General features: G+C 39.1%; 11 protein-coding genes. 9 read left to right on the top strand and 2 right to left on the bottom strand.

What is annotated here, in order from left to right; genetic code table 11:
• Positions 1-534 precede the first annotated feature (534 nt).
• Positions 535-2,469, top strand: coding sequence for a 30S ribosomal protein S1 (rpsA, locus tag R2S57_RS16115; protein WP_131534443.1), 1,935 nt, complete (start codon positions 535-537; stop codon positions 2,467-2,469).
• A 569-nt stretch (positions 2,470-3,038) separates the two neighbouring features.
• A complete protein-coding gene (locus R2S57_RS16110) occupies positions 3,039-4,706 on the top strand; it encodes a beta-N-acetylhexosaminidase (RefSeq protein WP_316845985.1) in 1,668 nt (555 codons plus the stop codon).
• Here R2S57_RS16110 and R2S57_RS16105 read toward each other — a convergent pair.
• Complete coding sequence (locus tag R2S57_RS16105) at positions 4,703-5,629, bottom strand: AraC family transcriptional regulator (RefSeq protein WP_316845984.1); 927 nt, start codon at positions 5,627-5,629, stop codon at positions 4,703-4,705. The two genes, R2S57_RS16110 and R2S57_RS16105, sit on opposite strands and share 4 nt — an antisense overlap.
• A 330-nt stretch (positions 5,630-5,959) precedes the next feature.
• Between R2S57_RS16105 and R2S57_RS16100 the strand changes: the two genes are divergently transcribed.
• From R2S57_RS16100 to R2S57_RS16090, 3 genes are all read left to right on the top strand, one after another.
• Positions 5,960-7,465: an aldehyde dehydrogenase family protein gene (locus R2S57_RS16100; protein WP_316845983.1), complete on the top strand. Its 1,506-nt coding sequence runs from the start codon at positions 5,960-5,962 to the stop codon at positions 7,463-7,465.
• Positions 7,466-7,598: 133 nt separating this feature from the next.
• Positions 7,599-7,973 (top strand): DUF779 domain-containing protein, encoded by a 375-nt coding sequence (locus tag R2S57_RS16095; RefSeq protein WP_316845982.1) that lies wholly within the window; start codon positions 7,599-7,601, stop codon positions 7,971-7,973.
• A 307-nt stretch (positions 7,974-8,280) separates the two neighbouring features.
• Positions 8,281-8,487 (top strand): hypothetical protein, encoded by a 207-nt coding sequence (locus R2S57_RS16090; protein ID WP_316845981.1) that lies wholly within the window; start codon positions 8,281-8,283, stop codon positions 8,485-8,487.
• On the opposite strand, the gene R2S57_RS16085 is transcribed toward R2S57_RS16090, so the two are convergent.
• Positions 8,484-8,882, bottom strand: coding sequence for a DUF393 domain-containing protein (locus R2S57_RS16085; RefSeq protein WP_316845980.1), 399 nt, complete (start codon positions 8,880-8,882; stop codon positions 8,484-8,486). The genes R2S57_RS16090 and R2S57_RS16085 overlap by 4 nt on opposite strands.
• A gap of 131 nt (positions 8,883-9,013) precedes the next feature.
• Between R2S57_RS16085 and R2S57_RS16080 the strand changes: the two genes are divergently transcribed.
• From R2S57_RS16080 to R2S57_RS16065, 4 genes are all read left to right on the top strand, one after another.
• Entirely contained in the window at positions 9,014-9,835 is an 822-nt protein-coding gene (locus R2S57_RS16080) for an aminotransferase class IV (protein ID WP_316845979.1), read from the top strand.
• A gap of 282 nt (positions 9,836-10,117) precedes the next feature.
• Positions 10,118-10,672, top strand: coding sequence for a bifunctional pyr operon transcriptional regulator/uracil phosphoribosyltransferase PyrR (gene pyrR, locus R2S57_RS16075; protein ID WP_316845978.1), 555 nt, complete (start codon positions 10,118-10,120; stop codon positions 10,670-10,672).
• Between the two features lie 92 nt (positions 10,673-10,764).
• Positions 10,765-11,694, top strand: a complete 930-nt coding sequence (locus tag R2S57_RS16070; RefSeq protein WP_029279355.1) for an aspartate carbamoyltransferase catalytic subunit — start codon at positions 10,765-10,767, stop codon at positions 11,692-11,694.
• 344 nt (positions 11,695-12,038) lie between these two features.
• The gene (locus R2S57_RS16065) at positions 12,039-15,062 is read left to right on the top strand and encodes a tetratricopeptide repeat protein (protein ID WP_316845977.1); all 3,024 of its coding nucleotides are present in this window, start codon (positions 12,039-12,041) and stop codon (positions 15,060-15,062) included.
• Positions 15,063-15,065: the final 3 nt, after the last annotated feature.

Raw genomic sequence — 15,065 nt, 5'->3', positions numbered from 1 at the left:
CGTCCGGCTGAATTTATTTCGAAATCTTTTTTAAAAAGCATGAAATTGTCCTTCGACAGACTCAGGATGATAATTTTTTTTTATTTTTAACTAAATAAACCGTCCCAGCGGGACGATTCGTGGGTAGCAAAATAACAGATGTTATTTGCGTTTCGTTCCGTAGGAACGTTTGGTAGGGTTTTGTGCAAAGCCCATTGTTTTTAAACCCGGTAGAGCGGAATAGCCCGCATCCTGATTCTTCATCGGGAGAGGACTATAAGCGATAACGGGACTACTGTTTCAGAAGCAATACTGCACGCTCATTTTCAAATCATTAGCTAGATTAACCGACTTAATTATAAAACATGACTCCTAGATTTTCAAAAAACCGAGGGGTAAATTAAATAACCACCCCGCCTTTCAGGCACCCCTCCAAGGGAGCGGAATTATAAAGAGCTAAAAATCAGCAAGATTTATTAAAAAAATCTTTTCTATTAATTAAAAAATTTTTACCTTTGCAGTCCCTAAATAGGGAAAAAAGGAGATAATTAATTAATGGCTAAAAAACAAGTAGCAGAAAAAGAATTAGCAGCTAAAACAGCTGAACTTCAGGGAGAAGGCGGACGCCTGACTGAAAAAGAAACGATTGAATCAGAAGCTGATTCAGTTTCGATCGAATCGATCAAATCATCATTAGCAACACCAACCGAAGATTTCGACTGGGATGCAGATGAAAAAGTTTTCGGTAATTACAATGATGCAGACCGTAAAAAGTTTGAAGATATGTATGCTGGAACATTCAATCAGATCACTAAAGGTGAGATCATCAGCGGTATTGTTGTTTCAATCAACAACAAAGACGTAGTATTAAACGTAGGTTTCAAATCAGACGGTTTAGTTTCTACTTCAGAATTTCGTGATACACCAGATCTAAAAATCGGCGATTCAGTTGACGTTTTCGTTGAAGCACCAGAAGATGCTAACGGTCAATTGATCCTTTCTCGCAAAAGAGCAAAAACCCAAAGATCATGGGAAGCGATTAACGAGGCTCTTGAAAATGATAGAATCATCAACGGTTTCGTTAAGAGCCGTACTAAAGGTGGTTTAATTGTTGATATCATGGGCGTTGAAGCTTTCTTACCAGGATCTCAAATTGATATTAAACCAATCCGCGATTACGATGTATACGTGGGTAAAACAATGGAATTTAAAGTTGTTAAAATTAACCATGAGTTTAAAAACGTAGTTGTTTCTCATAAAGTGTTAATCGAAGACGATTTAGAAAGCCAAAAAGTAGAGATCGTTTCTAAATTAGAAAAAGGTCAGGTACTAGAAGGTACTGTTAAAAACATTACTGATTTCGGTGTGTTCATCGATTTAGGTGGTGTTGACGGTTTACTTCACATTACTGATATTTCTTGGGGCCGCATAGAGCATCCAAAAGAAGTATTGTCATTAGATGAGAAAATCAACGTTGTTGTTTTAGATTTCGATGATGAGAAAAAACGTATCGCTTTAGGTTTAAAACAATTAACTCCACACCCTTGGGAGAACTTAAGCACCGACATCCAGGTTGGTTCTAAAGTAAAAGGAAAAATCGTAACTGTTGCAGATTACGGTGCTTTCTTAGAAATCATCCCAGGTGTTGAAGGTTTAATCCACGTTTCTGAAATGAGCTGGTCGCAAAACTTAAGAAATCCACAAGAATTCTTAAAAGTTGGTGATGAGATCGAAGCTGAAGTTTTAACTTTAGACAGAGACGAACGCAAAATGAGCTTAGGTATTAAACAATTATCTAACGATCCATGGCAAGAAGTTGCTGCTAAATTCCCAGTTGGAAGCAAGCACACCGCTACTGTTAAAAACATGACCAACTTTGGCGTGTTTGTTGAGATTGAAGAAGGTATTGATGGTTTAATCCACATCTCTGATCTTTCATGGTCTAAAAAAGTAAACCACCCTAACGAATTCACTAAAGTAGGTGATGTATTAGACGTGGTTGTTTTAGAACTTGATGTTGATAACCGTAAATTAAGCTTAGGTCACAAACAATTGGAAGAAAACCCTTGGGATACTTTCGAAACGATCTTCACTTTAGATTCGGTTCACCAGGGAACAGTTGTTAAAGTAACTGATAAAGGTGCTGTTATTGCTTTACCATATGGTGTAGAAGGTTTCGTACCAACTAAACACATGGTTAAAGAAGATGGTACTTCAGTTAAAGCTGAAGAAACAAATGACTTCAAAATCATTGAATTCAACAAAGAAGCAAAACGCATTGTAGTATCTCACGCCCGTATCTGGGAAGAGGTTAAAGCTGAAGCTGTTGCAGAAGAACGCGCAACTAAGAAAAAAGAAGCTAAAGCTGCTGTAACTGCTGTTAAAAAAGTTAAAGATTCTGTAGAGAAATCTACTTTAGGAGACTTAGACGTATTGGCTCAATTGAAATCGCAATTAGAAGGCGAAGAAAGCAAAGCTAAAAAAGGCTAGTTCTTTTTAACTGATCATATTAATCCCGATAGCGTAAGTTATCGGGATTTTTTTTGCACCTCTCCCTATTAAAGGTAGAGGTTTTTGGTATTCTGTGCCTCCTTCTCCTTGAAGAGAGGACAATTAAGGAAGTGCTTTTAACCCTATCTTAGATTTTGCGTTTAAATGGTTAATCTTTTTTGTGAAATTAAAGCAACCGTTCATCAATATTACAGCTACGGAAACACGGGGTGCATGGATCTCCTCCATGAATCGTCATTGCGAGGCTGGGATTGAGCGAGCCGAAGCCCGCCTGCAACGGGCAGGCAATCTTTTTCGCTTTTCTTTTTATCAGAGAGGAAATTTCCAACCTGAACTTATATTCTCTTAAATGCCTTATATGGTAAATAATAATTTGAAAACGAAAGCAAGCACTCGTCGGCAAGTACAGCCCCGCTATACTTTCTGCCGTGAAAAACGGCATCCATCCTATCGGGTTTATGTAACAAAGTAATTCGTCCTACCAAACCTTCTGCTTTCATCCGTCTATAATTATTACTTTTGAAAAGCATAACCCTACCCTTTTCAGTATGAGAAAAATTATCCTTTTGTTTTTAACAATTATTTCCATCAAACTTGCAGCACAGGAAGTAAATTTAATTCCCCTTCCTGTTAAGCTTGAAATAAAACAGAAATCAGCTCCTTTTACAATAGATCAAAATACACAGATTGTTGCCGCAGATTCTTTGATCAATAGTATCTCTTTTTTCAAGGATTACCTTTCAAAGTATTACGGAGTTACCATAAATAGGGATAGCACTTTAAACAAAAAAAGTAATGTGATCAAGCTGGTGGTAAATAACGTTAAAACAGCAAATCCAGATCGATACGAACTTATTGCAGATAACAAACAGATCCAGATTATTGCTTCATCATCAAAGGGCATTTTTTATGGCATACAGACCCTTATCCAGCTTTTATCCTATTCAAATAAAGCCCTCCCGATCCAGATTCCAGCTGTTTCCATTACCGATTATCCCCGTTTCGATTACCGTGGTATGCATTTGGATGTAAGCCGTCATTTTTTTGACGTAACCTTTATAAAACAGTACATTGATTATTTGGCGCTGCATAAAATGAATTATTTTCACTGGCATTTAACGGATGACCACGGCTGGCGGATTGAAATCAAAAAATACCCTAAGCTTACTGAAATTGGCGCCTGGCGCGAGGGAAGCATTATCGGTTTATGGCCGGGACAAGGAAACGAGAATATAAAATACCAGGTTTTGCCTACAACAGTAAAAATCACACCAAAAGATGCTGTGATTAAAACCGATGGCATTAAACATGGCGGATATTATACCCAGGAGCAGATTAAGGATGTAATCGATTATGCGGCTAAACGGTATATTACCATCATTCCGGAAATTGAAATGCCGGCACATAGCATGGCCTTATTGGCGGCCTATCCCGAATTGGGTACTGAGCCCAATACAAAATATGAAGTTGCCCAAACCTGGGGGATGATGAACAAATATAACAATGTACTTCAGGCTTCTGATACAACTTTTAAATTCCTGGAAAATGTGCTAACAGAAGTGATGGACCTGTTTCCATCGCCATATATCCACATTGGAGGCGATGAGGCTTCTAAGGTATGGTGGAAACAATCGTCAGTTTCGCAACAGATAATGAAGGATAATGGTTTAAAAAACGAAAGTGAACTGCAGAGTTATTTTATCCGTAGAATGGAAAAATTTGTAAACAGCAAAGGCAAAACCATTATTGGCTGGAATGAAATTTTACAGGGCGGCTTGGCTCCAAATGCTGTGGTAATGAGCTGGCAGGGTGAAAAAGGTGGCGTCGAAGCCGCCAAACAGCAGCACAAAGCCATTATGACCCCTGAAAATAAAATGTATTTCAATCACGCTCAATTCGTAAAAGAAGATAGCTTAACGGCCAACAAATTTTCACCTTTAATTGATGTATACAATTATGAGCCGATACCGGCTGAATTAACTGCCGAACAGGCAAAATGCATATGGGGCGGACAAGGTTGTTTGTGGAGCGAGTACATAACCAATCCGGCGAAGGTGCAATATCTATTATTTCCAAGATTAGATGCTCTGAGCGAAATTTTATGGAGCCCGAAAGAAAAACGCAATTATCCTGATTTTCAGAAAAGACTTAAAACACAGTTTAAACGATATGATTTAATGGGCATTACCTATTCTAAACGGTATCTGGAGAATTAGTGGATCAATTGTTTTGCCACCTGGATTTGATAAGCACCCGGTGTTATGCCCACAATCTTTTTAAAAGCCCTGATAAAGTAATTGGCATCGCTAAAACCCAATTCATAACTGATTGAAGCAACTTTGGCTCCGGGCTGCACCAGTAAAATTTTGGCTTTATTTATTTTTTCTGTCAATATAAAATCGTTCGGACTGATGCCCAGTTCGCGTTTAAACAACCTGTAAAACGTCGCCTTGCTCATACAGGCCTTATCGCTCAAACTGTTGATGCTGATCTTCTCGTTCAGGTTCGCCTTAATGTAGTTCAGCACGAAAGCCAATGGATTTTGATTGAGGTTATAGCCCTCGTCGCTAATTGTTTTAAGGTTCTGGGTTTGCATAATGCGCACCAAGAGCTCTTTCAGCGTTAAATCGGCCAGCACATCTTTTTCTTTTGTCCGTTCGGAACAGATGCGGATAACTTTATTAATGAGGTAGGCAATTTCTTCGTTGTTATAAAAATGATATTCATCATAATTTAACAACCACTTTTCGTTACTTCCCTCCTTTGGGAAAAACTCGTTTAAATAGGCAATTGTTTTTTGGATCTGCTCCTGATCGATAGCCAGGGCAATACACTGGGTAGGATTGAGACCGGTAGCCTCGGGAAAATCAATCTCCATCTTCACGGCAGGCGGAACAATAACCGTTTGGCCGGGAAAATAGTCAAAACCTTTCTTATCAAATAAATGCATTACCTTTTTCCCCCTGAGCATACTCGTAATTACAAAATCGTTAAAAGTAAGGGGAACCTTATAAGATTGGGTATACGTTTCGAAAACATTTAGTTCGCAACGCTCCAAGGTATACGACGTTCTGTTCTCTACCAAAGTCTGCAACGTTTCCGAAGCACTGAGCTTTACCTGATCCAATGTATGTTGCATAAACCGAAAAGATATGGTTAGACGTATTAATACTCTCAAATATAATTAATTCATCTTGTTATAACGTCATTAAAAACATCTATTATACCACCTAAATGTGCTAATCGCCACTAACACAAATAAAGGTCATTGCAACAACACTATGCAACATCAGCTGAAACAATAGTGCTACCAATTGATGCGATTATACTACCTGCGCCATGCAGTTTGCCATTAGGTTTGTATTAACCAAATCTGATCACCACAAAAATCGTTATGAGCAATTCCGTTAAAATCCTGGACCCCAATAAGCTCATGATGGCTTTTAAAATTTAATCATCAATAATAATTATGGAAAATTTAATTGAGAAACCATCATTCAAATCCCATTACGATAACTATATCGGGGGAAAATTTGTAGCACCGGTTAAAGGCGCTTACTTCGATAATATATCGCCGATTGATGGTAAAGTTTTTACCAAAGCAGCCCACTCCACCAAGGAAGATTTAGAATTAGCTGTAGATGCCGCACACGAGGCATTTAAAAGCTGGAGCAAAACCTCTTCTACCGAAAGAAGCATCATTTTAAATAAGATTGCACAGCGGATGGAAGACAATTTGGAATACCTGGCCACAGTAGAAACCATTGATAACGGAAAAGCCGTTAGGGAAACCCTGGCTGCCGATTTACCTTTGGGTGTAGACCATTTCAGGTATTTTGCAGGCGTGATACGCGCTGAAGAAGGTTCGTTATCAGAACTCGATCACAATACCATTTCGTTAATCGTACACGAGCCGATTGGTGTAGTGGCACAAATTATTCCCTGGAATTTCCCATTATTAATGGGGATATGGAAATTGGCTCCTGCCCTGGCAGCCGGAAACTGTGTGGTGTTAAAACCAGCTGAAAGCACACCCATTTCGATTATGGTTTTAATGGAACTGATTGGCGATTTGTTGCCTCCTGGAGTGGTAAATGTGGTAAACGGATTTGGTGCTGAACTGGGACGTGCATTGGTTACCAATCCTAAAGTATCGAAGGCTGCATTTACAGGTTCTACCCCTACTGGCCGATTGATTATGCAATATGCTACTGAAAATATAATTCCTGTTACGCTGGAACTTGGCGGAAAATCGCCAAACGTTTTCTTCAGCTCGGTAATGGCCGAAGATGATGCTTTTCTAGATAAAGCTGTTGAAGGTGCAGTCATGTTTGCTTTAAACCAGGGCGAAATTTGTACCTGTCCTTCACGTTTGTTGATCCAGGAAGATATTTATGAAAAATTTATCGCCAAAGTGATCGAAAGAACGGAGGCCATCAAAATCGGCAGTCCATTGGATAGAACAGTGATGATGGGTGCACAGGCTTCTAAAATTCAGTTTGAGAAAATCGCACAATATATTAAGCTGGGCAAGGAAGAAGGTGCAGAAGTTTTAACCGGTGGCGAAGTAAATGAATTACCGGGTGAATTGGGCGGCGGTTATTACATTAAACCAACCATCTTTAAAGGCCACAACAAAATGAGGATTTTCCAGGAGGAAATTTTCGGTCCGGTGTTGGCCGTTACCACCTTTAAAACTGTTGAAGAAGCCATCGAAATTGCAAATGATACTTTATACGGATTAGGCGCAGGTGTATGGACACGTGATGCCCATGAGCTTTATCAGGTGCCCAGAGCCATTCAGGCAGGCCGTGTTTGGGTAAACCAATACCACGCTTACCCTGCAGGTGCACCTTTTGGAGGTTACAAACAGTCGGGGGTGGGTAGAGAAAACCATAAAATGATGTTGGGGCATTACCGCCAGACTAAAAACATGCTAATTTCTTATGATAAAAATAAATTGGGTTTCTTTTAGTAGATCATAGTTACGGGCTTGTTAGTTGAATACTCGTCGTTTTATCGCAGTAGCTTAGCAAGCTATAAAAAGACATGCGATAGGCACCATCGCTATCAACCATTAGACGATTAACCATCAACAATAAATAATCATGGTAGAACGAATAAACAGTACAGAAAAAGCCAAAGAACTCATTGCAGTACTGAAAGAAAAACACGGAGAACTCATGTTCTACCAGGCCGGTGGCTGTTGCGAAGGCACTCAGCCACAATGTTTCGAAAAAGGAGGTTATTACCTGCGCATGCGCGATGTTTGTTTAGGTGAAGTAGAAGGCTGTGAGTTTTGGGTAGACAGAGATCTGTTCGAATACTGGAAATTTTCGCACTTTACGCTAGATGTACTGGATGGATTTGGCGTGGGTGGCTTTTCATTGGAAACTCCGCTACAAAAAACATTCAAAATACATTATCGATTATTCACGGAAGAAGAATTGAAGAATTTAACTCCTGTACAAATTGCAGAGTAATTGTTGTTTATTTGGTTTAAACAGAGGTCAGTTTGGAGCAATCCAGCTGACCTTTTTTGTTTATATATTCTATAATAAATCGTCCTCGACTGGTACGCAGTGAAATGCCTGCCCGTACAGGCGGGGAGAGATCTATCTCGATAGATTTAGCTTCGCGGAGCAATCTTGGTTCCCGAGTTCTTTGCACTTCATCCGATAGCTATCGGATCGAAATGACAAACATTACTTTGTAAGCTGTTATTGGAAATTTGTCTCGCAATTCCCTGTTTTTAAAAATAAATGCAATCTTTGCATTCAAAATAAAATCATGCGTAAACTATTTGCCGTCCTTTCTACCATCATCACTTTATTTGCCATTAAAGAAACGGTATACATATTTATTTCTACTGAGCCGGATATGGTGAAACAAAAAGCCATTATGATTGTAATTGCCTTAAGTATCAGTATTCCTTTAATCATCCTTTCGCTTTGGCTTTGGTCGCCAGGCAGAAAGAAAAACGATCAGCAAAACTAAGCAATAAACTTACTTTTTAGCTCGGGTGTGGGTAGCCAGCAGCTCTCCTCTTTTCCCCACCAGCGGTAACGGTTTTTGGCAATGATATCGTAAAACCAATCCCGGATAAACTTGGGAACAATCAGAAAAACAGAAAGTACCGGGATTAATCCATTGAGTTTTTTAGCGATCCTTAATGCCGCAGATGATTTGGTATAAAGCTTATCCTCTTCCAACAACAAAATGGTATTTAACTGCTTTGGGTCGGCGTTAAATTTTGGTAGGATTTCTTTGGCATAATCTCCCTGTAAAGCCGTAAAATGGAACTGATTTTTCATATCATGTTCTATCACAAACTGCACCGATGCATTACACAAATTACAAATGCCATCAAAAAAAATTAAAGGTTGGGCCATAGCATAAAGTTAGCCATTACAGCAGCAATAAAAATCAGTGTTATGTATTATTCCAATTTATTTAACCGCTTTATTGGCGATAAAAAAGATAATCCTGTACATTAGCTTTTGGTTAATAAAGCTTAATAAGCATGTACATTTCAATCAACAATGAGCTGTTTTTACAGAAAGACGCCCAAATTTCGGTAACCGACCTGTCTATCCAAAGAGGTTATGGAATTTTCGATTTTCTGAAAACCATCAATCATAAACCTATTTTTATCCAGGATTATTTCCACCGTTTTTATAGCTCGGCCAGAGAAATGCATTTGGAAGTTGAACTCAGCAGGGAACAACTTCATGAGGCCATTCTTAAACTGATCGAAAAAAACAACATCCCAAATTCGGGTATCAAGATCATCCTAACAGGTGGTTTTTCTGAGGATGGTTACACCATGGTAAAACCAAACCTGATTATTATACAAACGCCCTTAAATATTATCGAAAGTGAAACGAGCAAAGCACTAACCTTAGTGAGTTATAACCACCAGCGGCAAATTCCGCAGGTAAAAACGATTGATTATTTACAGGCCATCCGTTTGCAAAAATTCGTAAAGGAAAACGGTGCCGATGATTTGCTTTACCACAACAATGGCAAGGTAAGGGAATGCCCCAGGGCGAATTTTTTCATCATCACAGAAAACGAAATTATCACCGCGAAAGATGAAATATTGAAAGGTATTACGAGAGGTAAAATTTTGAGTCTTGATATTCCAAACTACACCTTTGTGGAAAGAGATTTTACATTGGATGAAGTTTACCATGCCCAAGAAGCTTTCATCAGTAGCTCTACCAAAAATGCCTTTCCGGTTAACCAGGTAGATGGAAAGTTAATCGGTGATGGAAAGAATACGATTACAAAATTGATTAATGATAAAATCCTGGAACTAATCGAATTGGACCAGAAAGGTTGACACGGTGGGTTTTAAACCTTTAATAGTTACAGAAACCGGCCACCTAAACCGGATGGAAACGGCAGCTCCCGATCCGAGCTATCGGATGAAAACCGGGACTACAGTGTACAGCCGGACTAACGTTAAGATAAAAAACTGAGCTTGCCTTCCAAATCATCTTAAAATAATTAAATCGATTTTTAAACATTGGAATAGAACAATTTAGCTATCAAACCCTAAAACAATCCACATAGCACTTTCCTACCTTAAAACATTTTTATATATTTGCCCAATCCTTCTTCAATGCAAAAGAAAACACTTCTTGACGGACAAAAAATTCAGATTACAATTAAGAGGCTCTGCCATCAATTAATTGAAAACCACGACGATTTCGCGAATACCGTTTTAATTGGCATCCAGCCAAGGGGTATTTTTTTGGCAGACCGTATCCACCAGGAACTCGAGCAGATTCTTAAAAACAAGAAAATTTTAAAGGGAAACCTGGATATTACCTTTTTTAGGGACGATTTTCGACGTAAAGACGGATTGGTTACAGCAAGCAGCAACTCGATCGATTTTATTATCGAAGGCAAAAAAGTAATCTTAATTGATGATGTACTTTGGACCGGCAGAACCATCAGGGCAGCACTAGATGCCTTACTTGCATATGGCCGTCCGGAGAAAGTGGAACTTTTGGTTTTGATAGACCGCAGGTTTAGCAGGCATTTACCTATCGAACCCGATTATATTGGGCATCAGGTAGATAGCTTAAACTCACAACAGGTAAAAGTAACCTGGGCGAGTGAAGGAAGTGAAGACAAAGTGATTTTAATATCAGAACCACCCTTGCCAAAATGAGCGTAGATACCTTCCAAAAGAATTATTTTGGCATGGAAGCGCTATCTGACAATTAAAATAATATAATAAACAGATAAAAACAATAAATAAAAATGGCAGCAGAAAAACTATCAACCCGACATCTTTTAGGCATTAAAGATATTAACCGGAATGATATAGAATTGATTTTCGAAACTGCAGATAATTTCAAGGAAGTGATTAACCGCCCGATTAAAAAGGTTCCGTCGCTCCGAGATATTACCATTGCCAATATTTTCTTCGAAAACTCTACCCGTACCAAACTTTCGTTCGAACTTGCCGAAAAAAGACTGTCGGCAGATGTCGTTAATTTTGCAGCTTCATCCTCTTCGGTAAGCAAAGGCGAAACGCTGATTGACACGGTAAACAACATCCTGTCAATGAAAGTTGATATGGTGGTGATGCGCCACCCATATGCCGGAGCTGGTCAGTTTTTAAGTAAACATGTAAAAGCGCAGATTGTTAATGCTGGCGACGGTGCACACGAACACCCCACACAAGCTTTGCTTGATGCTTTCTCGATCCGCCAGAAACTGGGCGATGTAGCTGGCAAAAAAGTGGTGATCGTTGGCGACATCTTACACTCACGTGTAGCCATCTCCAACATTCTTTGCCTGCAGCGTTTAGGTGCTGAGGTAATGGTTTGCGGCCCAACCACCTTAATCCCAAAACACATCCATCAATTGGGGGTAAAGGTAGAGCATAACTTAATTAAAGCCTTAAACTGGTGCGACGTAGCCAATATGCTGCGTATCCAACTGGAACGTCAGGACATTAAATATTTCCCGTCGCTAAGGGAATATGCCATGATGTATGGCTTAAATAAACAGATTTTAGACAACCTCGATAAAGAAATCATTGTGATGCACCCAGGGCCAATTAACCGTGGCGTGGAGATTACCAGTGATGTGGCCGACAGCAAACAATCGATCATTCTAGAACAGGTAGAAAATGGTGTTGCCGTGCGAATGGCCGTGCTGTATCTGTTGGCTAGCCAGGGGTAGGTTAGTTTGGAGTGGAGAGATTGGAGTTGGGAGTCTGAAGTCCCAAGTCTATAGTCTTGAGTCCTCAGTCCAGAGTCTTCAGCTTTATTGGTTAATTGCTTCATGTACTTCAAGATTTTATAATGACAGTTGGCAATGTAACAATCTTTAACAATTACAACAATACAGTTAACCGATTTAAACAATTAACCAGTTAACCAATCTGCCTTTTTTCCACATTCGTTCCCCCCTTAATACCAAAGCAAAAATCCTATCGTTAATTTGTGTTATTAACAGATGTTAATTACTTCTGTTGATAAGCTTTGATACTATTTATAATTTAGTACCAACCATATTTGAAACCAATGCAGAAAAAATACTTACTAATTCCGCTATTTTTAGCTGGAAGTTTTAGCACCTACGCCCAAGTTAGCGCTGTGCAGAACCTCAACAAAAACTATCAAACGGGCTTAGAATTATTAGACAAAGAGAAATACACTGCGGCTGCACAACAGTTTAAACTTGTTGAGCTGCAACGTTATAAACCTTCTACCCAAACGGAGAGTAATGCCGAATTGTCTTTACTAAAAGAGAATGCGAAATTCTATGCCGCTGTTTGCGCACTAGAATTAACCAATGCCGATGCCGAAAGTTTATTCCAGGCATTTATTCGTGATTATCCGTTAAACCCGAACACCAAACTGGCTTATTTCTATGTTGGAAAAACTTATTTCAACCAGAAAAACTATAAAAAAGCTTTAGAGTGGTTCGAAAAAACAGATCCTTCTACCCTTTCGGGCAAACAAAGAAACGAATATCAGTTTAAACAGGGATATGCTTATTTCGAACTAAAAGAATACGACAAAGCAGAGCCTTTATTCGAGAAAGTTAAAAAAGAGGAAGGCGATTTTCAGGAAAGCGCCACTTACTACTTTGCTTATATCAACTACTTAAACAAAGAGTATAAAACGGCATTAGCCAATTTCGAAAAGTTAAAAGGCTCCCCTACTTACGAAGCCAGTTATCCTTATTATATCACTTCGATGTACTATCTGGACGAGCGTTATGATGATGTAATCAGCTACGCCTTGGCCTCTATTCAAAAAACAAAACAACAGTTTGAGCCAGAAATGTTGAGTTTGGTTGCAGCCTCTTATTTCGCGAAATCTGAATTCAAAAATGCAGAGAAATATTTCGCCGAGTATTATGCGAAAGACAAAAGCGAAACCAAAAATAACCTTTTCATTTACCAGTACGGTTATTCTTTATTCCAGAACAAAAAGTACAAAGAATCTGTTGCGGTTTTAGAAAAACTGAATACCGACGATATTTACCTGCAAAATGGTATGCATACCCTGGGTAAAGCTTTTATTCAATTGGGCAATAAACAAAAGGCGCAGAGTGCCTTTTTCAGGGCTTCGCGTTTAAGCTTCGATAAAGGCATCCAGGAAGAAGCCTGGTTAAATTATGCCAAGTTAAGTTACGAATTAGAATTCCACCAGCAGGCTTTAGAAGCCACGCAGGGTTTCTTAAAAACTTTCCCGAAATCGCGTAAGATAAATGAAGCCAAAACTTTATTGGGTGAAGTTTTATTAACCACCAAAAACTATCAGGCAGCTGTTGATATCCTGGAGCCTATTCCGGATAAAAACCTCGAAGCTAAAGAAGCTTACCAAAAGGTAACGTATTTCCGTGGGCTGGAGTTTTATAATGAAAGGGCATTCCCTAATGCATTATCTATGTTTTTACGTTCTGAAAAGTATCCTGAAGACAATGAGATCAATGCTTTAAATACCTACTGGAAAGCAGAATCGATGTACGAACTGCGCAAGTACGGAGAAGCAGTAAGCACTTTTGAACAATTCTTGAAAATGCCGGATGCCGATAAAACAGGTGTTTACAATTTTGCCAACTATGCACTGGCTTATGCAGCTTTCGAAGATGAGAAATACAGCAAATCAGCTACTTACTTCGAAAAATTCTTAGCGGGCAATGATAAAGACCAAAAAACAATTGATGATGCCACCATCCGTTTAGCGGATTCATATTTTGTAAACAAAAGTTATGGTGATGCCATGGCGAATTATAACAAGATCATCAGCCGCAAAACCACCTCAGAAGATTATGCCACTTTCCAGAAAGGCATGATCCAGGGATTGGAAACACAGTACGATGCAAAAATTGCGACGATGCAAAGCTTGCTGAATACTTTTCCAAATTCGAACTATGCCGATGATGCCGGTTTCGAAACCGCTTATACCTATTTCAACAAAGGTGATTTCGATAAATCTAAATCAGACCTTGTGGCATTGGTAGCCAAATATCCACGCAGTAGTTATGTGGCAAAAGCTTTGGTAACCATTGGTTTGGTTCAATACAACCAGGATCAGGATGATGCCGCTTTAGAATCATTCAAAAAAGTAATCCGCGATTATCCTACTGCCGACGAAGCTAAACAGGCCATGGAATCGATCAAGAACATTTATGTAGACCGTGGAGATGCAAATGGATTTATCACTTATGCCGCTACTACCCCACTTGGCAATTACTCTGGCTCGGAGCAAGACAATATCGTTTTTGCTGCTGCAAACAATACCTATTTAAAAGGTGATGCCAATGGCGCATTCCAGGCTGTAAATGCTTACTTCGATAAATTCCCTAAAGCGAACCACGAAAAGGAAGCCAAATTTATCAGGGCAGAATCGCTGGTTAAATTAGGTCGCCCGGACGAAGCCATTCCTGATTACGAGTTTATCTTAAACGACTGGACAAGTGATTATACCGAACGCTCGTTGGTGAGTATATCTACCTTGTTCTTAAATCAGAAGAAATATAACGAGGCTATTGTTTACCTAAAAAGGTTAGAAACCACTACCGATTACAAATCGCACTATAGTTTTGCCATCAACAACCTGTTAAAGGCTTACACGGCTTTAAACATGCCTGATGATATGCTTAAATATGCGCAACTCACCAAAGAATCTGAAAAAGCTTCGGAAGAGGAAAAAAACAGTTCGGGTTTATTTTCGGGTAAAGCTTACCTGTTAAAAGGTGATACCACTACTGCAATAAAAGAATTTAAAAACGTAGTGGCCAAAACAAAAACCATTGCTGCAGCCGAAGCTAAATACAATCTGGCTTTATTGGAATACAACAAAGGTGATTTCAAAACTTCATCTAAAACCTGTTTCGACCTGATCAACAACATGGCCGCTTACGATTACTGGGTAGCAAAAGCATTTATCCTTTTATCTGATAACTATGTGGCGCTTAAAGATAATTTACAGGCGAAAAGCACACTTCTCAGTATAATTGATAATTACGAAGGCAAGGATGACATCATCCCTACAGCCAAAGAAAAACTAGAAAAACTAAACCAGAAGAAGTAGCCT

Origin of the sequence: Pedobacter psychrodurus (genome assembly GCF_032678585.1) — a bacterium.
Lineage (GTDB): Bacteria > Bacteroidota > Bacteroidia > Sphingobacteriales > Sphingobacteriaceae > Pedobacter > Pedobacter psychrodurus_A.
Note: the sequence above shows the minus strand (reverse complement) of the source record. Positions and strands in the feature narration are given on the sequence as shown.

Coding starts and splice junctions, on each gene's coding strand:
- rpsA (WP_131534443.1), top strand. CDS start 535: ATGGCTAAAAAACAAGTAGCAGAAAAAGAATTAGCAGCTAAAACAGCT.
- R2S57_RS16110 (WP_316845985.1), top strand. CDS start 3,039: ATGAGAAAAATTATCCTTTTGTTTTTAACAATTATTTCCATCAAACTT.
- R2S57_RS16105 (WP_316845984.1), bottom strand. CDS start 5,629: ATGCAACATACATTGGATCAGGTAAAGCTCAGTGCTTCGGAAACGTTG.
- R2S57_RS16100 (WP_316845983.1), top strand. CDS start 5,960: ATGGAAAATTTAATTGAGAAACCATCATTCAAATCCCATTACGATAAC.
- R2S57_RS16095 (WP_316845982.1), top strand. CDS start 7,599: ATGGTAGAACGAATAAACAGTACAGAAAAAGCCAAAGAACTCATTGCA.
- R2S57_RS16090 (WP_316845981.1), top strand. CDS start 8,281: ATGCGTAAACTATTTGCCGTCCTTTCTACCATCATCACTTTATTTGCC.
- R2S57_RS16085 (WP_316845980.1), bottom strand. CDS start 8,882: ATGGCCCAACCTTTAATTTTTTTTGATGGCATTTGTAATTTGTGTAAT.
- R2S57_RS16080 (WP_316845979.1), top strand. CDS start 9,014: ATGTACATTTCAATCAACAATGAGCTGTTTTTACAGAAAGACGCCCAA.
- pyrR (WP_316845978.1), top strand. CDS start 10,118: ATGCAAAAGAAAACACTTCTTGACGGACAAAAAATTCAGATTACAATT.
- R2S57_RS16070 (WP_029279355.1), top strand. CDS start 10,765: ATGGCAGCAGAAAAACTATCAACCCGACATCTTTTAGGCATTAAAGAT.
- R2S57_RS16065 (WP_316845977.1), top strand. CDS start 12,039: ATGCAGAAAAAATACTTACTAATTCCGCTATTTTTAGCTGGAAGTTTT.